Source organism: Celeribacter indicus (genome assembly GCF_000819565.1).
Taxonomy (GTDB): Bacteria; Pseudomonadota; Alphaproteobacteria; order Rhodobacterales; family Rhodobacteraceae; genus Celeribacter; species Celeribacter indicus.
The window spans coordinates 2,833,930-2,852,962 of record NZ_CP004393.1; the positions used below are offsets into that span (position 1 = coordinate 2,833,930).

At 68.2% G+C, this 19,033-nt stretch carries 18 protein-coding genes; 14 read left to right on the top strand and 4 right to left on the bottom strand.

Annotated features, from left to right (window positions below; translation table 11 throughout):
- Window positions 1-426: 426 nt before the first annotated feature.
- Window positions 427-2,259: an ATP-dependent zinc metalloprotease FtsH gene (gene ftsH, locus P73_RS14220; RefSeq protein WP_043870077.1), complete on the bottom strand. Its 1,833-nt coding sequence runs from the start codon at window positions 2,257-2,259 to the stop codon at window positions 427-429.
- Between the two features lie 168 nt (window positions 2,260-2,427).
- Between ftsH and P73_RS14225 the strand changes: the two genes are divergently transcribed.
- From P73_RS14225 to pdxY, 5 genes are all read left to right on the top strand, one after another.
- Window positions 2,428-3,096 (top strand): GntR family transcriptional regulator, encoded by a 669-nt coding sequence (locus tag P73_RS14225; RefSeq protein ID WP_043870078.1) that lies wholly within the window; start codon window positions 2,428-2,430, stop codon window positions 3,094-3,096.
- 84 nt (window positions 3,097-3,180) lie between these two features.
- A complete protein-coding gene (locus P73_RS14230; RefSeq protein ID WP_043870079.1) occupies window positions 3,181-3,738 on the top strand; it encodes a biotin transporter BioY in 558 nt (185 codons plus the stop codon).
- Window positions 3,735-4,733 (top strand): biotin synthase BioB, encoded by a 999-nt coding sequence (bioB, locus tag P73_RS14235; protein WP_043870080.1) that lies wholly within the window; start codon window positions 3,735-3,737, stop codon window positions 4,731-4,733. The genes P73_RS14230 and bioB overlap by 4 nt, the downstream gene beginning before the upstream one ends.
- A gap of 103 nt (window positions 4,734-4,836) precedes the next feature.
- Window positions 4,837-5,532: an MOSC domain-containing protein gene (locus P73_RS14240; protein ID WP_043870081.1), complete on the top strand. Its 696-nt coding sequence runs from the start codon at window positions 4,837-4,839 to the stop codon at window positions 5,530-5,532.
- Window positions 5,529-6,377 carry a pyridoxal kinase gene (gene pdxY / locus P73_RS14245; protein WP_043870082.1) on the top strand — a complete coding sequence of 283 codons (849 nt, stop codon included), beginning with the start codon at window positions 5,529-5,531 and terminating at the stop codon, window positions 6,375-6,377. The genes P73_RS14240 and pdxY overlap by 4 nt, the downstream gene beginning before the upstream one ends.
- A 273-nt stretch (window positions 6,378-6,650) precedes the next feature.
- On the opposite strand, the gene P73_RS14250 is transcribed toward pdxY, so the two are convergent.
- Window positions 6,651-7,265, bottom strand: coding sequence for an isochorismatase family protein (locus tag P73_RS14250; RefSeq protein WP_043870083.1), 615 nt, complete (start codon window positions 7,263-7,265; stop codon window positions 6,651-6,653).
- A gap of 13 nt (window positions 7,266-7,278) precedes the next feature.
- The gene (locus P73_RS24455; protein ID WP_052453286.1) at window positions 7,279-8,106 is read right to left on the bottom strand and encodes an IclR family transcriptional regulator; all 828 of its coding nucleotides are present in this window, start codon (window positions 8,104-8,106) and stop codon (window positions 7,279-7,281) included.
- A gap of 93 nt (window positions 8,107-8,199) precedes the next feature.
- Here P73_RS24455 and P73_RS14260 point away from each other — a divergent pair, with 93 nt between their 5' ends.
- The 9 genes from P73_RS14260 (at window position 8,200) to P73_RS14300 (ending at window position 17,289) form a co-directional block, all read left to right on the top strand.
- The gene (locus P73_RS14260) at window positions 8,200-9,252 is read left to right on the top strand and encodes a TRAP transporter substrate-binding protein (protein WP_043870084.1); all 1,053 of its coding nucleotides are present in this window, start codon (window positions 8,200-8,202) and stop codon (window positions 9,250-9,252) included.
- A 4-nt stretch (window positions 9,253-9,256) separates the two neighbouring features.
- Window positions 9,257-9,871, top strand: coding sequence for a TRAP transporter small permease subunit (locus P73_RS24460; RefSeq protein WP_052453287.1), 615 nt, complete (start codon window positions 9,257-9,259; stop codon window positions 9,869-9,871).
- Entirely contained in the window at window positions 9,868-11,139 is a 1,272-nt protein-coding gene (locus tag P73_RS14270; RefSeq protein WP_043870085.1) for a TRAP transporter large permease, read from the top strand. Before P73_RS24460 ends, P73_RS14270 begins: the two co-directional genes overlap by 4 nt.
- 36 nt (window positions 11,140-11,175) lie before the next feature.
- Window positions 11,176-11,916, top strand: a complete 741-nt coding sequence (locus tag P73_RS14275; RefSeq protein WP_043870086.1) for a maleate cis-trans isomerase family protein — start codon at window positions 11,176-11,178, stop codon at window positions 11,914-11,916.
- Entirely contained in the window at window positions 11,913-13,058 is a 1,146-nt protein-coding gene (locus P73_RS14280; protein WP_043870087.1) for a glutamate cyclase domain-containing protein, read from the top strand. Before P73_RS14275 ends, P73_RS14280 begins: the two co-directional genes overlap by 4 nt.
- A 573-nt stretch (window positions 13,059-13,631) precedes the next feature.
- Entirely contained in the window at window positions 13,632-14,612 is a 981-nt protein-coding gene (locus P73_RS14285) for a TRAP transporter substrate-binding protein (protein ID WP_158401944.1), read from the top strand.
- Window positions 14,613-14,711: 99 nt separating this feature from the next.
- Complete coding sequence (locus tag P73_RS24465; RefSeq protein ID WP_052453289.1) at window positions 14,712-15,233, top strand: TRAP transporter small permease; 522 nt, start codon at window positions 14,712-14,714, stop codon at window positions 15,231-15,233.
- A gap of 2 nt (window positions 15,234-15,235) precedes the next feature.
- A complete protein-coding gene (locus P73_RS14295) occupies window positions 15,236-16,519 on the top strand; it encodes a TRAP transporter large permease (protein WP_043870088.1) in 1,284 nt (427 codons plus the stop codon).
- A gap of 11 nt (window positions 16,520-16,530) precedes the next feature.
- Entirely contained in the window at window positions 16,531-17,289 is a 759-nt protein-coding gene (locus P73_RS14300) for a maleate cis-trans isomerase family protein (protein ID WP_158401945.1), read from the top strand.
- 102 nt (window positions 17,290-17,391) lie between these two features.
- Here the strand turns inward: P73_RS14300 and P73_RS14305 are convergent, their stop codons facing one another.
- The gene (locus tag P73_RS14305) at window positions 17,392-19,023 is read right to left on the bottom strand and encodes a hydantoinase B/oxoprolinase family protein (protein ID WP_052453291.1); all 1,632 of its coding nucleotides are present in this window, start codon (window positions 19,021-19,023) and stop codon (window positions 17,392-17,394) included.
- Window positions 19,024-19,033 lie beyond the last annotated feature (10 nt).

Here is a 19,033-nt window from a genome sequence, read left to right on the forward strand (position 1 = left end):
GGGCAGCGGAGATCCTCCGTGGCGTCCAGGTTTCACGTCCACTGGCGCGGGAGGCCGTGGCTGTCGCAGGCTGCTCGGTTGCCGGCTCATCAAGGCGCTCCGGGGATCGGCCGGGACGCAGCGATACGCCCCCACGGCGAAGGCTCTGCCCGGCTTTCCGGCTGTCACAGGGACATTTTCCCGGAAGCCGGACGAAGCGAACGGGCGAAGGATCGCGTCGCGACCGTCCGGCGTTCGCCGCGCAACCTCGTCCCGTTCGGCCTTGAGCAAAAGCTGCGCCTTCCCCGCCTGCGGGCGCTCCCGCGACACGCCCCTCGCCGGCATCCCTGCGTCCGCCGCGGACGCGCGGCCCCCGGCGGGACGGGATGACCGCCGGACCGGAGCGCCTCCGCCACGTTCTTCCCGCGGGTCCGCCTCCGCGCGCGCTCAGGCGACCGCGATCTGCCGGGTGCGGACCTTGTCGGCGACGGCCCGCAGATCCGCCTCGTCCAGCGTCTCGCGTTCCAGAAGATCGCGGGCCGTGTCCTCGAGCAACGCCCGGTTGGCATCGAGCAGCGCCACGGCGCGCGCGAAGATCTCGTCGAGGATCTCCTTCACCGCCGCATCCATCCGCTCCGCCGTGGCCTCGCTGTAGCGGCGATTGAGCCAGGAGGACTGATCGCCGGTGCCGAGATAGCCGGGCCGGTCGGCGTCATAGCTGACATGGCCGAGCTCCGCGTCCATCCCGTATCGCGCGACCATGGCGCGGGCGATGTCGGTGGCCTTGACCAGGTCGTCCGCCGCCCCGGTGGAAAGATGGCCGAACACGATCTTTTCCGCCGCGCGCCCGCCCAGCAGCACGGCGATCTTGTTGTCCAGCTCCTCCCGTGTCATCAGGAAACGATCCTCCGTCGGTCGCTGGATCGTGTAGCCGAGCGCGCCGATGCCGCGCGGGATGATCGAGACCTTGTGCACCGGGTCCACCCCCGGCAGCGCCATCGCCACCAGCGCATGCCCCATCTCGTGATGTGCCACGATCTCGCGCTCGCGCGGGTTGAGGACGCGGTTCTTCTTCTCGAGCCCTGCGATGATCCGCTCCACCGCGTCGTTGAAATCGGCCATGCTGACCGCTGCGGCCCGGCGCCGCGTGGCGAGCAGGGCCGCCTCGTTGACGAGATTGGCGAGATCGGCGCCGGAAAAGCCCGGCGTCAGCGCCGCCACCTTTTCGGCGTCGACATCGGGGGCAAGGGTCACCTTCTTCATATGCACGTTCAGGATCGCGATGCGCCCCGTCTTGTCGGGCTTGTCCACCAGCACCTGCCGGTCGAACCGCCCCGCGCGCAGGAGCGCGGGATCCAGGATCTCGGGCCGGTTGGTCGCCGCCAGGAGCACGATGCCCGCACTCGGATCGAAGCCGTCGAGTTCGGAGAGGAGCTGGTTCAGCGTCTGCTCGCGCTCGTCGTTGCCGCCGCCATAGGGACCGGAATTGCGGGCGCGGCCCAGGGCGTCGAGCTCGTCGATGAAGATGATCGCGGGCGCGTTCTTGCGCGCCTGTTCGAACAGGTCGCGCACCCGCGCCGCGCCGACCCCCACGAACATCTCGACGAATTCCGAGCCGGAGATCGACAGGAAGGTCACCCCCGCCTGCCCCGCCACCGCACGGGCGAGCAGCGTCTTGCCGGTGCCCGGCGGGCCGACCAGCAGCACGCCCCTGGGAATGCGGGCGCCGAGCCTGCCGTATTCCTCCGGGTTGCGCAGGAAATCGACGATCTCCTCAAGCTCCCGCTTGGCCTCGTCCACGCCCGCGACATCCTCGAATGTGACGCCCGTCTCCTTCTCCATATAGACCTTGGCGCGGCTCTTGCCGACCTGCATGAAGCCGCCGAACCCCTGCTTGTCCGCGAGCTTGCGGAACAGCAGCATCCAGAGGGCGAAGAAGACGAAGGCCGGGAGGAGCCAGGACAGGATCGTGCCCAGCCAGGTGTTCTGCCGGACGCCCGAAATCTCCACATCCGCCGCGTCGAGCCGCGCGAGGATCGCCGGGTCCACGATCGTGGTCACGAACTGGCTGCGACCGTCGACCGGGCTCTCGAAACTGCCGGTGATCGTGTCGCTGCCGACCATGACCGAGGCGATGCGCCCCTCGTCGAGATAGGTTTCGAACTGGCTGTAGCTGATCGGCGCCACTTCACGCGCGCCGGCGATGACGTCCTGAAGGAAGATGACCGCGATGAACGCCAGCACCCAATACCAAATGTTGAATTCCGTCTTCTTCTCCATCTCAGCCCTTTCCGCCCTCGCCGCATGCGCGGGTCCCGATGCCACTGCCTGTGGAAACAGTAGCGAAAAACCCTTGCAGACACATTAAAAAACCGGGCGCGCAGGTCACGGACCGTTAACCTCACGGCAGGGATCGACAGCGGCTGCTTCCCGAATTATCTATAATTCATGACACACGCTGCCGAAGAAACCCGATCCAAGCGCATCGCGCGCATCCTGGCCGACCGCATCGTCTCGGGTGAGATCCCGCCGGGCGCACGGCTGCGGCAGGATCACATCGCCGCGGAATTCGGGGCGAGCCACGTCCCCGTGCGCGAGGCCTTTCGCGAGTTGCAGACGCAGGGACTGGCCGAGAGCGAACCGCGGCGCGGCTTCCGCGTGACCGAGTTCGACGTGGCCGAACTGCGCGAGGTGGCGGAGATGCGGGCGAGCCTCGAATCCCTCGCGCTGCGCCATGCCGCCCCGCACATCACCCGCACGATTATCGAGGAAGCGGAGGAGGTTACGCGCCATGGCGACAGTGCCAGCACGGTGCGCGACTGGGAAGCCTCGAACCGTCGGTTCCATCGGATGATCCTCGCCCCCTGCCGGATGCCGCGCCTCTTGCGCAGCATTGATGACCTCCAGTCCGCCAGTGCGCGGTTCCTCTTCGCCGCCTGGCGCCGCGACTGGGAGGCGCGCACGGACCACGACCACCGCGCCATCCTCGAGGCGCTGCGCAGGGGGCAGACCGACCTCGCCTGCGCCACGCTGGCGCGACATGTCGGCTGGATCGGCAAGCGCAAGACTTCGGTGAAAAATTCCGATTTGAGAGAGACTTACGAAATTCCCGGATAATTATCTATAATCATGATTGCCCGAACTGTGCGGACGCGCCGTAATTGTAGATAGATTCGACATCTATCCTCGGAGGCCCGTACAATGTCATCTCTCACCCTCTCACCGACCCGTTCCGCCGCGCTCTGGCGCGGGCTCGGTCTTGCCCTTTGCGGCGCCGCGCTCATCACGCTGGGCGCCAAGGTGCAGGTCCCGTTCTGGCCGGTGCCGATGACCCTGCACACGCTCGCCGTGTTCGTCCTCGCCGCCACCCTCGGTCCGCGGCTCGGCACCGCCGCCGTGGCCACCTATCTCGCGGCGGGGGCGGTGGGGCTGCCGGTGTTCTCCGGCACGCCCGAGCGCGGCATCGGGCTCGCCTATATGGTCGGGCCGACCGGCGGTTACCTGCTGGGCTACCTGCTGTCCGCCCCGGTGACCGGCCGGCTCGCGCGTGGGCGCGACTGGGCGGGACAGGCGCTGGCGATGCTCGCGGGGCTCGCGGTGGTCTATGCGCTCGGGCTGCTCTGGCTCACGCGCTTCGTGCCGCCCTCCGGGCTGATCGCGGCGGGCTTCACGCCTTTCCTCCTCGGCGATCTGATCAAGCTCGCGATCGCCTCGGGACTGGCCGCGGGCCTGCACCGGCTGGGGGAGCGCGCGCAATGATCCGCCCAGAGATCCGCCCGGAGATCCGCACCGACTGGACCATGGAGGAGGCACGGGCGCTCCACGCCCTGCCCTTTCCCGACCTGCTGCACCGCGCGCAGACCACGCATCGCGCACATTTCGACCCGACCACGATCGAGACTGCGAGCCTGCTCAGCATCAAGACCGGCGGCTGCCCCGAGGATTGCGGCTATTGCGCGCAATCCGCCCATCACGACACCGGCGTGAAGGCGACGAAGCTGATGGGCACGGAGGAGGTTCTGGCCGCCGCCCGCCGCGCCAGGGCCGCGGGCGCGCGGCGCTTCTGCATGGGGGCCGCCTGGCGCAGCCCCAAGGACCGCGACATGGACAGGCTCTGCGACATGGTGCGCGGCGTGGCCGATCTGGGGCTCGAGACCTGCATGACGCTGGGGATGCTTTCCCCCGATCAGGTCGCGCGGCTGAAGGCGGCGGGGCTCGATTTCTACAACCACAATATCGACACCTCGCCGGAGTATTACGCGCAGATCGCCAGCACCCGGACGATGGAGGATCGGCTCGACACCGTCGCGCAGGTGCGCAGGGGCGGCATCAAGGTCTGCTGCGGCGGGATCCTCGGCATGGGCGAGGCGGAGGAGGACCGGATCGCCCTGCTGGTGACGCTGGCCACCCTGCCTGCGCACCCAGACAGTGTGCCGGTGAACCTGTGGAACGAGGTCGAAGGCGTGCCGGTGCAGGACCGCGCGCAGGCGCTCGATCCCTTCGCGCTGGTGCGCATCGTGGCGCTGGCGCGGATCCTGATGCCGGCCTCGGTGGTGCGCCTGTCGGCCGGGCGCACGGGGATGAGCGACGAGGTGCAGGCGCTGTGCTTTCTTGCCGGGGCGAACTCGATCTTCGTGGGCGACACGCTCCTGACCACCGGCAACCCGGCGGCCTGGAAGGATCAGGATCTTCTGGGGCGGCTGGGGATGCATGTCGCGCCCGCGCGGTCCCGCCCGCAGGTCGCGGCGGAATAACCCGCGCAAAAGGGGTCGCCTGTCGCGGCAAACCGGCGTATCTGCTGTCCGGGCGCGGGGGCCGGCGCCCCCTGTCCCGGACCTGCACAACACGCGAGACGCCATGACCGACACGCCCAGCCCCCCGATCATCCTCCTGACCGGCCGCGCCGCGCCCCTGCCCGGCAGCGGCGCGCAAAGCGGCATTGCCAAGAGCCCCGTGGACCGGCCGCTGGCGCTGGGCCCCGAGGGGGTGGAGGGCGACGAGCAGGCCGACCGGCGGGTGCATGGCGGCGTCGAGAAGGCGGTGCATCACTATCCCTTCGATCACTATGCGACGTGGCGGGACGAGCTCGGCGACCTGCCGCCGCTCGACGCACCGGGCGGGTTCGGGGAGAACATCTCCGCCGCCGGCCTCACCGAGGCCACGGTCGCGGTGGGCGATGTCTTCCGGCTGGGCGGCGCGCTGCTCCAGGTCTCGCAGGGGCGGCAGCCCTGCTGGAAGCTCAACCGGCGGTTCGACCTGCCCGACATGGCACGCCGGGTGCAGGAAAGCGGGCGCACCGGCTGGTATTACCGCGTGTTGCAGCCCGGCACCGTGGCCCCCGGCGACCGTCTGGAGCGGATCGACCGCCTCGCCCCCGACTGGACCTTGCGCCGATTGTGGCACGCGCTTTATGTGGACCGGCTGAACCTCGCCGAACTCGAGGGCATCGCGGCACTCGATGTGCTCGCGGAGGGATGGCGCAAATACGCGGTCCGGCGGCTGGAGAGCCGCCGGGTCGAGGACTGGAGCAAGAGACTGGACGGCACATCATGACCCGCCCCCCTTTCGTGATCTCGATCCAGAGCCAGGTCGTCTTCGGCCACGTCGGCAATTCGGCGGCGCTCTTCCCGATGCAGGCGGCGGGGCTCGAGGTGGCGGCGATTCCCACCGTGGTCTTCTCCAACACCCCCGATTACCCCACCCTGCGCGGCCGCGCCCTGCCGCCGGAATTCTTCTCCGACCTGTTGCAGGGGGCACGGGAACGCGGGCTGCCGGAGCGGGCGGATTACATCCTGACGGGCTATATCGGCTCTCTCGACGTCGCCGGGATGGTGGCGGATTTCGTGGCCGAGGCGAAGGCGGTCAATCCGGCGCTCACCTATCTCTGCGATCCGGTGATGGGCGACACCGGGCCCGGCCTCTATGTGCCCGAGGCGATCGCGGACGTGATGCGCGACCGGCTCCTGCCGATGGCCGATCTCGCGACGCCGAACCCGTTCGAGCTGGCCTGGCTCACCGGGCAGGAGATCGCCACCCTTGCCGATCTCGAGGCGGCGAAGGCGCTTCTGCACATCGCGCCGGGCTCCCGGCTGATCGCCACCGGCTGTGCGCTCGCCGACACGCCGCCCGGCCATATCGAAAGCGTCCTCCTCGGCCCCGAAGGCATAACCCGCCACCCAACGGAGCACCTTCCCATCGCCCTGCCCGGCACGGGCGATCTCTTTGCCGGGCTGATCGTGGCGGGGCTGGGGCGCGGGCTGTCGCTGCCCCGTGCGGTGGAGACGGCCCAGACCCTCACCTCCCACGCGCTCCGCCATGCTCGCGCGCTCGGCGCCGGCGAGGTGGTGCTGAGCGCGCCGGAATTCCGCCGTGCGCTGCTGACGCTCGACCGCTGCTGAGCGGAGCCCCGCGCGGTGTCGCGGCCCGCGCGCGGGCCCTTCCCGCAGGAGAGATGACGAAATCTCCTCCCCTGCCGAGCTCTCTCAGTCGGCCATACGGCGCCTGCCCGCTAGCCTGTCCGAAAGGGCGCAGGATGGCGAGGCGGGCATCATGAGGTTGAAGGATCTGAGGACGGGCGGGCCGATGCCTGCGGGATGCGCCGCGCCAGGGCCATCGGCGGGTGCCGGGACCGCTGACGCCCGGCCGCCTTCCGGCCCGCCGCTCCCGCCGGGTCAGTTCCGGCCGAGCGCCTCCTCGACGGAGACCACATCGGCATATTTCGCCTGCATGTCGAACAGGCTCTGCTCATGCGCGGCCTGCGACCGGTCGCCGACCGCCTCCCGGACCACGATCGGGCGAAAGCCGTTCTGCAACGCATCCACCGCCGTGGCGCGCACGCATCCCGAGGTCGTGCAGCCGGTGATGATCAGTGTGTCCACCTGCGCGGCCACCAGCCGGCTCGACAGGTCGGTGCCGAAGAAGGAGGAGGCGTATTTCTTCACGATGAGCTGGTCGCCCGGAACGCGCACCAGCCGCGGATCGAGTTCCGCCCCGTCGGTGTCGCCGGCCAGCGTCACGAGACCGGACTGTTTCAGCGGCCAGATTCCCGCGTCGGAAAGATCCGGGGCGTCGTAGCGGACCGTGGTGAAGAAAACGGGCTCCCCGCGCCGCGCGACATCCCCGATCAGCCGGTTCGTCGCCTCGATCTGCGGCGCGAGCTCGGCGCCGAGGGGACGATCCGGATCGGTGAATCCCCGGATCAGGTCGATCACCACAAGGGCCGCCCTGCGCCCAAATCCCATCCGCAGGCCAAAGCCGCGTTGTGCGAAAAATTCTGCGTCGTTCATGTCGATCCTCCGATCAGTTCGTGTCCCGATATCCCAGAGAATGAGAGATCGAATGTGCGTAAAGGCGGTTGAGCTTTCCGGTGCCCGCGAGGCGTTCGTCGGGATCGCCGGGGCGGTCGAAGATCGTGCTCAGCACGCCGACGGGACGGCCGCTCTCGTCGAGGAAGGCGCTCGCCGTGCCCTGGATGTGATCGAGTCCGCCGCCGAGATTTTCGGCATAGCCGCTCTCCCGCGCGAACCCGACCCTCTCCAGCAGCGAATCGTAGCTGACGTCGGTTTCGGCCAGATGGTCGCGGATCTCCGCCTCGCGCGCGGCGAGTTCGGCTTCGGGCAGGGCCGCGATATAGGCGACCTGGAAGGCCACGAAATCCGACCAGCCGCGGATCAGCCGCCAGACCGGCACGCGCGCGCCGGTCGGCCAGAGCCGCCGCATCGGATGGGCGATCGGCACGCCGATCCGCTCGTAGAGCACAAGTTCCTCCCCCGCCGCGTCGGCCAGCGTCACATGGACGAGGCATCCCGTCTTGGCCGCGAGCCCGTCGGCATCGTCGAGCGCGGCCTGGCCCGCGCGCGACTTCAGCCAGACCTCGTAGCCCAGCTCCCAGTAGCGCAGAGACGGCCGGTAGCGCGATTTCGCGTCCTTCTCGACAAAGCCGAAGGCCATCAGGGTCTGGAGCAGGCGGTGCACGTTGCTTTTCGTCAGATCGAGCGAGGCCGCGAGGTCGCTCACCCCGACCGAGCCGTCGCATTCGGTCATGCGTTGCAGCAAAGTGAGACCTTTTGCAAAGGCCTTGTCGGTGGGCGCCTGTTTTTTGATCACGACGTCGGCTTTCGGGGTCATAGACATCTCACTTTTCTTGACTACGGCGGTTTATCAAATTAGTTCCATAATACGACATGAGAATTCTATAATATAGAACAGGAAGGTGTCAACATGAACCGTCACTCTCTCCCGGCGCTTTTTGCGACCGCGATCCTGGCGACCGCCGCCGCCCCCACGCACGCACAAGATCTGACCGAAACCCGGCTGAACGTCATCGGATCGGCCAGCTTCATGCCCCTCTACTCGGAACAGGAATATCCGTTCTGGACCGAAACGCTCCCCGCCGCCTCGGACGGCAAGATCGCCGCCGAGGTCCGCCCCTTCAACGAGGCCGGGCTGACCGGCACGGAACTCCTGCGCCTGCTCCAGCAGGGCGTGGCCGATGCGGCGACCCCGATCCTCGGCTATCTCGCCGCGGATGACGCCGTGGCCGAGGCCGTCGACCTCGCCGGCATCGCGCCCGACGCGGCAACGGCGCGGGCCGTCTCCGCCGCCTGGGCGCCGGTGCTCGACGCGCATTTCCGCGAGACGAACGGCGCGCGGGTGCTGGGCATCCTCGCCTATCCCTCGCAGGTCCTGCTCTGCAAGAACAGCTTCGAAAGCCTCTCGGATCTCCAGGGCCGCAAGGTGCGGACCGGCAACCGCTCCCTCGCGGAACTCGTCGAATCGCTCGGCGCCAGCAGCGTGACCATGCCCATCGGCGATGTCGTGCCCTCGCTGGAACGCGGCGTGGTCGACTGCGCGATCACCGGCACCCTCACCGCCTACAATCAGGGCTGGTACGAAGTCGTGAGCTATGCCTCCGACCTCGGGCTCGGCTGGAGCCAGCTTGCCACGATCGTCGGCCAGCAGTCCTGGGACCGGATGTCGGAAGCCAACCAGGCCTTCATCGAAACGCAATATGCCGAATTCGCCGAACAGGTCTGGGACGAGGTCGATGTGCAGACCGAGGTCGGCTTCGACTGCCTCACCGGACGGGCGGAATGCCCGCTGGGTGAGCCTGCGAACATGACGCTGGTCGAGGCCACCGATGCGGACCGCGAGCTGCTGCGTGAGAAGCTGAGCGACACCGTGGTGCCGGCCTGGGTCGCGCGCTGTGGCGAGGGCTGCGCGGAGAACTGGAACGAGGCGATGGCCGATATCGTCGGCGTCCGGGCCGAGTGATCCCGTGACCCGTTCCCCGACCGAACAGCCGGACGCGATCCGAAGGATCGTGTCCGCCACCTCACAGGCCCTGGCGCTCGTCGGCGGGCTCTGCATCCTGGCCATCGTGGTCCTGACCGTGGCGGAAGTCGTCTCCCGCCGGCTGACGGGACGCTCGCTCGGCCCGGTCGACGAGCTGTCGAGCTATCTCTTCGCCGCCGGCATCGCGCTGTCGCTGGCCTGGGCGCTGGACAACCGCGCCCATATCCGGATCGACATCCTCTATGCGCGCCTGCCGCGCGGGATGCGCACCGCGTCCGACATCCTCGCGCTCCTGTCCCTGACGGCGTTCGCCGCCGTCCTGCTCGCGCGCGGCTGGCAGGTCTTCGCGATCTCCTGGGCCTCCGGGTCGCGCTCCGCCTCGACGCTGGGCCTGCCGCTGGTCCTGCCGCAGGGCGTCTGGCTCGCGGGGATCGCCATCTTCCTGGCCGCGCTGCTCTGTCAATGTGTCGCCGCCCTGCTGGCGCTGCTGCGCCGCCGGCCCGACTGGATCGCGCGCCACCTGTCCCCGCCCAACGTGGACGAACTCGTGGCCGAGGAAACCCGCGACCTGCCCCTGCACGAGGTCTCAGACCGATGATCGCCACAACCGTTCTCCTGCTGCTGGGCCTCATGGCGCTCAGCATTCCCGTCGCCGCCGTCCTCGGCATCCTCGCGATCGTGCTCGACAAGAGCTATGCGGTCTTCCCGCTGACCAACGCCATCGGGGAAATCGCCTGGTCCACCAGCACCGCGCCCTCGATGGTCGCGATCCCGCTCTTCATCCTGCTCGGCCAGCTCATGCTCCATTCCGACATGGCGGGCGACATGTACCGCTCGATGCGCGCCTGGCTCGGCTGGCTTCCCGGCGGGCTGATGCACGCCAATATCGGCTCCTCCTCGCTGTTCGCGGCGACCTCCGGGTCGAGCGTCGCGACCGCGGCGACCATCACCTCCATCGCCCTGCCCGAGGCGCGCGCCAACGGCTACAACGAAAAGCTCTTCTGCGGCACGCTCGCGGCGGGCGGCACGCTCGGCATCCTGATCCCGCCCTCGATCAACCTGATCCTCTATGCGGTGATCACCGAGACCTCCGTCACCCGCCTCTATGTCTCCGCCGTGGTGCCGGGGCTGCTTCTGGCCGGGCTCTTCTCCGCCGTGCTCATCGCCCTCTGCCTGATGAAACCGGAGTTCGGCGGGCGGCGCGAGACCTTCGATCTGCGAAACGCGCTGCGCGGGTTGCCGATGCTGCTGCCGCCGCTGCTGGTGTTCTTCGCCATCCTCGGCTCGATCTACACCGGGCTTGCGACACCGAACGAGGCAGCCGCCATGGGCGTCGCCGCCGCGGCCGTCATCTGCCTCTGGCGCGGCAAGCTCAGCCTCGAGATCTGCCGCCGCGTGCTGCTCAGCACGATGGAGACCACGGCGATGATCATGCTCATCGTCATCGCCGCCGCCTTCCTGAACTTCGTCCTCTCCGGCATCGGCCTCGTCGCCGCCGTGACGCGGATGGTGGATGCGGTGAACCTGACGCCGTTCTGGACCATGGTGCTGATCATCCTCTTCTATGTGGCGCTCGGATGCGTGATGGAATCCCTGTCGCTGATGATCGCCACCACGCCGATCTTCGCGCCCATCGTCTTCGGCCTCGGCTACGATCCGATCTGGTTCGGCATCGTGCTGATGATCGTGATCGAGATGGCGCTGATCACCCCGCCCGTCGGCATGAACCTCTATGTCGTGCAAGGCGTGCGAAAGACCGGCTCGATCGGCGACATCATGGCGGGCAGCGCGCCCTTCGTGGTGGCGATGACCCTGATGATCGCGCTCCTGCTCGCCTTCCCGCAAATCGCACTCCTCTCCCGATAGCTCTTCCAAACATCCTTCAGCAAGAAAGGCATCAACATGACTGACCTCATGGGATGGCGGCGCAAGATTGCCGTTCTGATCCCCTCGACGAACACCATCGTCCAGCCGGAATTCGACGACATGCGCGTCGAGGGCGTCACCAACCACATCTCCCGCGTCGCGGTTCCCAATGCCGCCCTGAAGTCCGACGCGGACATGGAGCGCTTCATGGGCCTGATCGAGGAAGGCACCAGGGCCGCGCTGGAGTCCGCCCTGTCCTGCGAGCCCGACCATGTCGTCATCGGCATGTCGTCCGAGACCTTCTGGGGCGGGCTCGAGGGCAGCCGCAAGCTCGCCGCCCAGCTCGCGGAATGGACCGACCTTCCCGTCACCATGGGATCGGACGCCGCCGATGCGGCGCTGAAAAGCTACGGCGCGCGGCGGATCGGCATCCTGACCCCCTACCTCCCCATCGGGGATGCGAACGTCCACCGCTTCTTCACCGATCTCGGCTATGACGTGGCGCAGATCATCGGCCTGAAACGCTCGAGCCCCACCGACATCGCGGCCACGACCCTCGCGGAGATGGACGCGGCGCTCGACGAACTCGGCGCGCTGGACGTCGACGCGATCCTGCAATGCGGCACCAACCTGTGCATGGCCCGCCATGCGCCCCGCGCGGAAGACCGGCTGGGCAAGCCGGTGATCGCCATCAACACCGCCCTCTACTGGCACGCCCTGCGCAGCAGCGGCATCAACGACACCCTGGAAGACTACGGGAGCCTGTTCCTGAAATGACCGACACATTCACCCCCGATCTCGATCTCGCCCATGCCGTCGCGGATTCCGCCGACCGGCTGATTTCCGTCCAGGTCTTCATGTCCGGCGGCAGCGCCGAGCTGACCGGCGCCAACATCACCCGCGAACTCTACGACGCCGCCCGCGCCAACCGGGCCGAGCCGCTGATCTACACCGCGGCGAAGGAACTGCTCGACCGGGTCAAGCCGCGCGACACGGTGGTGTTCTGCACCGGCTTCTTCGACCCGCCCTCGATGATCGACGAGATGGACGGCCCGCTCGGCGCGGTGGCGCTGGCACGGATGCTCTGCGTGACCCTCGACATCACGCCGGTCTTCCTGACCGAGGTGGCCAACATGGAGCGCATGGCCGGGCTCGCCGCCTCCCTCGGGCTCGAGGTGCTGGACTACGAGCTCGCCCGCACCACGCCGTTCAAGGCGGCGGTCATGCCGCTGCCCATCGACCACGACCGCGCGAAGGCCGAGGCCGAACGCCTCTGCGACCTCGCGCCCGCCGCGATGATCGCGATCGAGAAGCCCGCGCCCTGCCCGCGCGGCCGCTACCACACCGGCAAGGGGCTCGACGTCACCGACACCGTCGGCAAAGTCGACCACGTCTTCGCCGAAGCCCGCCGCCGCGGCATCCTGACCATCGGCATCGGCGATGGCGGCAACGAGGTCGGCATGGGCAGCATCCTTGAGGACATCCTGCGCGTCGTCCCCACCGGCGACGTGATCGGCACCCCCGTGGAGACCGACCTGCTCGTGGTCGCGGCCATCGCCAACTGGGGCGCCTATGCGATCGGCGCGACCATCGCCGCGGCGCTGCACATGCCCGAGGCGATCCACAGCCTCGAAGAGGAACGCCGCCTGACCGGGACCGCCGCCGCGCTCGGCTTCATCGACCCGGCGACGGGGCTCGCGAACGGCTGGACCGACGGCACCCCGCCGGTCTGCGCGGAGGCGGTCCTGGAACTGCTCCGGCAGATGGTCCTGCTGCGGCTCGGGCGGAAGAATCCGCAAAACCCGCTCCAGATCCCCAAGAAATGGGCGGAACGGCACGATCCGAACACCACCGTCGCGATCTGGGCGGATCATCTCGCGCGCAAGGAAGCCGATTACTTCGGCCGCCTCTCCGCCTGATCCTTCCCGCACCGGGGCCCGCACCGCGCACCGGCGGTGCGGGCCCCGTCCTCCCCCGGCGGCGCGGCAGGAGTTTTCCCCTGACCCCCGCCCACCCGGACGCCCGCAGCCGCCGCCCTGGCCGGCCTGACGTCCGACCCGCCGGGGGCCTTTTCCTCCCGCTGTCCCATAGCCGACGCCATGCGGAACAGAGGCCCCGCACGGCTCCCGCCTTCGCCGTTTTTTTCTCGCCCTCACGCGGCCCGGCATTGCCTAGAGTTTAATCTTCTGCACGCCGCTCCTTCCGCCATCCCGGCACAGAACTTGACCGGAACCGGCACGATCCATATCCTACTATTTAGGATAAATGTTCCATAATGTAGAACAACGGATACGCACAACGATGACGCAACCGACTCCTCTCCCGCCAGTCGCCCCCGATCCCCGACGCGCCGGCCGTCCCGGCCCCGTCCCCGCGACACGGTGAGCCGGGGCGCGATGCCGCCCCGGAACCCAGACCAAGACCCATAAAAAAGAACGCTCCTCGACCGAAGGCGCGTCGACACGCAACCTTTCCAACAGATGAGACCAATGATGACCAACCTCTTCCTTTCCGCGACGCTCACCTGCGCGATGACGGTGACAGCCACTTTCGCGACCGCAGAAACCTGGGACGTCTCCCTTCCCTGGGGCCCGTCGGAATATCACGTCGGCAATGCCGAGCGCTTTGCCGAAGCGGTCGAGGAGGCGACCGGTGGCGAGCTGTCGCTGAAGATCCACGCCGGCGGCGCGCTCGGCGTGCGGCCCACTGAAACGGTGCGCGCGCTGGAAGACGGCATCGTGCCGATGGGGGAAACCGCCGCGATGATGAACGTGGGCGACCTGCCCCTTCTGGGGCTCGACGGCATTCCCTTCCTGTTCGACGACGAGAGCGATGTGGAACGCTACTACCAGCTCATCCGCCCGGTCTGGGAAGAGGCGCTCGAGACGCGGAACCAGAAGCTGCTCTATTCCGTGCCCTGGCCGACGCAGCTCATCTTCACCAACCGGAAGATCGAGAGCCTCGACGATTTCGAGGGCCTCGCCGTCCGCACCATGGACACCAATACCTCCAACCTCGCGGAAAGCCTCGGGATGCTGCCGCTGATCATGGGCTCCGCCGACGTGATCCCGGCGCTCGCGACGGGCAAGCTCGACGCGGTGATGACCTCCGGGACGACCGCCGTCGCCCAGCAGCTCTGGGAATTCCTCGATTACGGCTATGTCACCAACCACATGGTCTCCTTCAACCTCATGTCGGTGAACATGGATTACTGGAACGAGCTCGCGCCCGAGACGCAGCAGACGGTCCTCGACCTCGCCGCGACGATGGAGCCGGAGTTCTGGGAGGTCGCCCGCCAGGAACACGACATGCGGATGAAACAACTCGAGGAGAACGGCCTCGAAGTCTCCGTGCCCTCGCCCGACATGCTGGCCGCGATGCGTGACGCCACGGCCTCGCTCGAGCAGAATCTGGTCGCAAGTACCGGTGCCGACGCGGAACGCGTGCTGAACGCCTATCACGCCGAGGACTAAGATCCGGTCCGGTCGCATGCTCCGGCTGCGACCGGATCCGACCGGCGCGGCCAGACGGCCGGACCGCCGCCCGTTCCCCGATTCAGGAAAGATCAGACCATGCAGACACTCCATCGGGCCTGCCGTCTCGCGACCCGCGCCGGAGCCGTTTTCGCCGCCGCCGCCCTCGCCGTCCTGGCGCTCATGCTGGTGCTCGAGGTGGTGCTGAACTCGGCCTTCCGCATCTCCCAGCCCTGGGCGACGGAATATTCCGTCTACCTTCTCGGCGCGAGCCTCTTTGCCGGAAGCGGCTGGGTCTTTACCGAGGCCGGGCATATCCGCGTCACCCTGCTCAGCGACCGGCTCTCCGCCCCGCTCGCCCGCGGCATGGCGGTGGTCACGGAGGCCATCGGCCTCGCGGTGGCCAGCTTCGCCGCCTGGCACATGACGCTCTATGCGCTCGCGAGCCTCGAGCGCGGTTCGACGAGCCTCTATCCCAGCGCCACGCCGCTCTGGATCCCGCAGATGATGCTGGCGGTCTCCCTCTGGCTGATCTGCACCGGGATCGTCGCCTGCATGATGGAAACGCTCGGCTTCGTGCGGCCGCGTGCCGCCGCCCCCGACCTCGCAAGGGAAATCTGATCATGGCCGTCCCGGCAACATTCATCCTGACCGCCCTGGCCGTCCTGCTGCTGAGCGGCACCTGGATCGGCCTGTCCCTCATGGGCACGGGCATCCTGTCGCTGGAACTCTTTCGCAACATGAGGGTCGGCACCTTCCTCGCCTCCGACATCTGGGGCACGGCGACCTCGCAGGAACTCGTCACCCTGCCCCTCTTCGTGCTGATGGGCGAACTCCTCTACGTCACCAACCTGTCGCGCAACCTGTTCGACGGGCTGGCGCCCTTCGCGCGCCGGCTGCCGGGCGGGCTGATCCAGGTGAACGTGCTGGCCTCGGCGCTGTTCGCCGCGATCAGCGGCTCCTCGGCCGCGACCACCGCGACCGTCGGGCGCATCACCGTCGAGGAACTCGACAAACGCGGCTTCGACCCGATGCTGAACCGCGGCTCGCTGGCGGGCGCGGGTTCGATCGGGCTGCTCATTCCGCCCTCCATCCCGATGATCGTCTACGGCGTCATCGCACAGGTCTCCATCCTCGACCTCTTCATCGCCGGGCTGCTTCCGGGCCTCCTGCTCTGCGCGATGTTCATGGCCTGGATCGGCCTGCGCTCGCGCGCCCCCGACGACCCGGATGCCAGACCGCTGACCTTCCGCCAGGCGGCGCAGTCCATCGGCCGGCTGCTGCCGACCCTGCTGCTCATCCTCTGCGTGATGGGCTCGATGCTGACGGGCCTCGCCTCCGTGACCGAGGCGGCCGCCGTCGGCTCGGCGGGCGCGCTTGTCCTGCTGCTGCTCGATCCCGGTTTCCGGCTGCGCAAGCTCACCGGCGCGCTGATGAGCGCGGTGCGGACATGCAGCATGATCAGCCTCATCCTCGCCGGCGCGCTCTTTCTGACGAAGGCCATGGCGCGGCTGTCCATTCCCTCCGACATCGCCCAGGCGATCGAGGCGCTGCACCTGTCGCCCTTCGCGCTGATCGCGCTTCTGGTGGTGTTCTACCTCGTGCTGGGCTGCGTCATCGACGGGCTGTCCACCATCGTCATGACCCTGCCGGTCACGCTGCCCCTCGCGGTCTCGGCGGGCTTCGATCCGGTCTGGTACGGGATCTTCCTCATCGTGACGATCGAGATGGCGCAGATCACCCCGCCGGTCGGGATCAACCTGTTCGTGATGAAACACCTCACCGGCGACCCCATCGGCCGGCTCGCCCGCGCGGCCGCGCCCTTCTGCCTGGTGATGATCCTGCACGTCTTCGTCCTGACGCTCTTCCCGCAGATCGCGACATGGCTCCCGCAGGCGCTCAAGTGACGGAGGCGAAGATGACCCGCCCCGCCTCGAGCTATTCGATGCGCGCCCGGATCGGCCTGATCGTTCCGCCGACCAACACGGTGAACGAGGCCGAATGGTCCCGCCTCCTGCCCGAGGGCGCCACGGCCCACAGCCACCGCATGGCACTGCACACCGACACGCAGAGCACCGAGGGCATCGCCGCTCTGAAGACCGATCTCGAGGCGGCGGTCGCGATGCTGGCGCCGATGCGGCCGGATGTGGTGGCCTATGCCTGCACCGCCGGGTCGCTGGTCACGCCCTCCGACGCGCTCGGGGCGGAGATCTCCGCACGCAGCGGCGTGAGCGTGATCACGACGGCGGACAGCCTCGTGCAGGCGCTGCGCCATCTCGGTGCCGGACGGATCGGCCTCGCCACCCCCTATTCGGAGGCGATGAACGCGCATGAGGTGGCCTTCCTCGCGGCGCACGGGATCGAAACCCTGGCCGTCGCCGGGCTGGGGCTCGGCGCGCGGGGGGCGTGGGAATATCCCAAGATCGCGCAGACGCCGCTTGCGACCGTGGAGCGCCTTGCCCGGCAAGTGGGGGCCGCGGATGTCGCGGCGCTGGTGATCAGCTGCACCGATTTTCCGACCCTGCCGCTCATCGCGCCGCTCGAGCGGGAGCTGGGCATTCCGGTCCTCACCTCGAACACCGCGACGCTGTGGCGCTGTCTCGGCCATGTCCCGGACCCGGAGGAGACCCGGCGCGACCCGCGCCTGCGCGCCGCCGGACGCCTGTTCGGGGCCTGAGGCACCGACACGGCGCCCGTCCACCCGTCGAAAATCGGACACCCCGGCCACGCCATTCCGCGTGGCCGGGGTGCGCCCTTCACGACGGCACCTCGCGCCGGGTTACACCCAGTCGCCCGCACCGCGGACGGTGACGTAGCCTTCGGCGAGATCCCGTTCGATCATCCGCCGGTCGCGTTCCCCGGCCGGGCCGTAGCCGCCCGCCCCCGGCGTGCGCAGGGTCAGGACATCGCCCGAGGAGAGCGACAGCGACCGCTCGCCGAGGATCGGCTCCCCGTCGTTCACGATGATCTCCCCCACGGCCCCGGCCTCGCCGCCGAGAATGCCCTCGGGAACGGACCGGGTACGGTCGGCCTGAAGGTAGATCTCGATCGGGGAGGTCTCGAGCACCCGCATCGCGACCTCGAGACCGAGCCCGCCGCGGAACCGGCCGCGCCCGCCGGAATCCGCCCGCAGCCTCTTGTAATCCACCCGCATCGGCGCCAGCCGCTCCATGATCTCGACCGGAACGCCGGAGATGTTGGACGGCCAGCTCAGCACGCTCGGCCCGTCATGCCGGCAGGTCGCGCCATAGCCGCCGTTGAAGAAGAAAAGGTTGGCATAGGGCCCCTTCTCGTTCGTCCCGGTCTGGTGCATCGCCCAGGTGGCCACGCCGCAGGGGGCCATCACCCGCTCCGGCACCGCCTCCGCAAGCGCGGTGATCGAGGCGACCGGCAGGTGGTGGCCGATCATGTTGCGCGAGAAGCCCGCGCAGGGATACCTGTGGTTGAGGATGCTGCCCTCGGGCACCGTCATCGTGATCGGCCGCAGCACGCCCTCGTTGTTGGGCAGGTCCGGCGCGATGACCGATTTCAGGCCATAGACGGTATAGGCGAAGGTATAGGCATAGACCACGTTGAGGGAAGTTCCGTCCATCTGGGGCGGCACGTCCTCGAAATCGACGAGGCAGTCCCCGTCCTTCAGGGTGATGACCATGTTGACCTCGAAGGGCTCGGTCAGCCCGTCGGGGGTCACGGTATAGCGGTATGTTCCCTCCGGCATGGCGGAGATGGCGGTGCGCATCGCGCTTTCGGAGCGGTCGAGGATCTCGCGGCCGAGATCGGTCAGATCCTCCAGCCCGTATTCCGCCATCAGCTCGGTCACCCGCTGCGCGGCGACGTCGAGGCTGGTCATCTGCGCCCAGAGGTCGCCCATGACCTGATCCGGCGCCCGGACGTTGGTCCGCAACAGCCGCACCAGCGTCTCGTCCACCTGGCCGGCGCTGATCAGCTTGCAGCGCGGGATCTGGAACCCCTCCTCGAAGATGTCGCGCATGACCAGGCTGCCGGAGCGGCCGCCCACGTCCATCGCATGCGCCGTCGAGGCCGCGAAGCCCACGAGCCGCTCGCCCACGAAGATCGGCCGGCACAGGTTGATGTCCGGGAGGTGGCCTGTGCCCTGCCAGGGGTCGTTGCAGATCATCACATCGCCGGGATGGATGTTCTCGAGGCCGAAGCCCTCGATGAAATGGCGCACCGTGCGCGGCAGGGTGCCGATGAAGGAAGGGATCGACTGTGTCGCCTGGGCGAGCAACTGCCCCTCGACATCGGTCACGACCACCGCGAAATCATGCGATTCCCGCACGATGGTGGAAAAGGCGGTGCGCACGAGGATGGCCGAGGCTTCGTCCACCGCCGAGATCAGGCGGTTCCAGAGGATTTGCAGGCTGACAGCGTCGAATTGAACTGAACTCATCGCGTATGAC

Bases quoted from the DNA above. Each gene is read 5' to 3' on its own strand.
- ftsH (WP_043870077.1), bottom strand. From the start codon at position 2,259: ATGGAGAAGAAGACGGAATTCAACATTTGGTATTGGGTGCTGGCGTTC.
- P73_RS14225 (WP_043870078.1), top strand. From the start codon at position 2,428: ATGACACACGCTGCCGAAGAAACCCGATCCAAGCGCATCGCGCGCATC.
- P73_RS14230 (WP_043870079.1), top strand. From the start codon at position 3,181: ATGTCATCTCTCACCCTCTCACCGACCCGTTCCGCCGCGCTCTGGCGC.
- bioB (WP_043870080.1), top strand. From the start codon at position 3,735: ATGATCCGCCCAGAGATCCGCCCGGAGATCCGCACCGACTGGACCATG.
- P73_RS14240 (WP_043870081.1), top strand. From the start codon at position 4,837: ATGACCGACACGCCCAGCCCCCCGATCATCCTCCTGACCGGCCGCGCC.
- pdxY (WP_043870082.1), top strand. From the start codon at position 5,529: ATGACCCGCCCCCCTTTCGTGATCTCGATCCAGAGCCAGGTCGTCTTC.
- P73_RS14250 (WP_043870083.1), bottom strand. From the start codon at position 7,265: ATGAACGACGCAGAATTTTTCGCACAACGCGGCTTTGGCCTGCGGATG.
- P73_RS24455 (WP_052453286.1), bottom strand. From the start codon at position 8,106: ATGACCCCGAAAGCCGACGTCGTGATCAAAAAACAGGCGCCCACCGAC.
- P73_RS14260 (WP_043870084.1), top strand. From the start codon at position 8,200: ATGAACCGTCACTCTCTCCCGGCGCTTTTTGCGACCGCGATCCTGGCG.
- P73_RS14270 (WP_043870085.1), top strand. From the start codon at position 9,868: ATGATCGCCACAACCGTTCTCCTGCTGCTGGGCCTCATGGCGCTCAGC.
- P73_RS14275 (WP_043870086.1), top strand. From the start codon at position 11,176: ATGACTGACCTCATGGGATGGCGGCGCAAGATTGCCGTTCTGATCCCC.
- P73_RS14280 (WP_043870087.1), top strand. From the start codon at position 11,913: ATGACCGACACATTCACCCCCGATCTCGATCTCGCCCATGCCGTCGCG.
- P73_RS14285 (WP_158401944.1), top strand. From the start codon at position 13,632: ATGACCAACCTCTTCCTTTCCGCGACGCTCACCTGCGCGATGACGGTG.
- P73_RS24465 (WP_052453289.1), top strand. From the start codon at position 14,712: ATGCAGACACTCCATCGGGCCTGCCGTCTCGCGACCCGCGCCGGAGCC.
- P73_RS14295 (WP_043870088.1), top strand. From the start codon at position 15,236: ATGGCCGTCCCGGCAACATTCATCCTGACCGCCCTGGCCGTCCTGCTG.
- P73_RS14300 (WP_158401945.1), top strand. From the start codon at position 16,531: ATGACCCGCCCCGCCTCGAGCTATTCGATGCGCGCCCGGATCGGCCTG.
- P73_RS14305 (WP_052453291.1), bottom strand. From the start codon at position 19,023: ATGAGTTCAGTTCAATTCGACGCTGTCAGCCTGCAAATCCTCTGGAAC.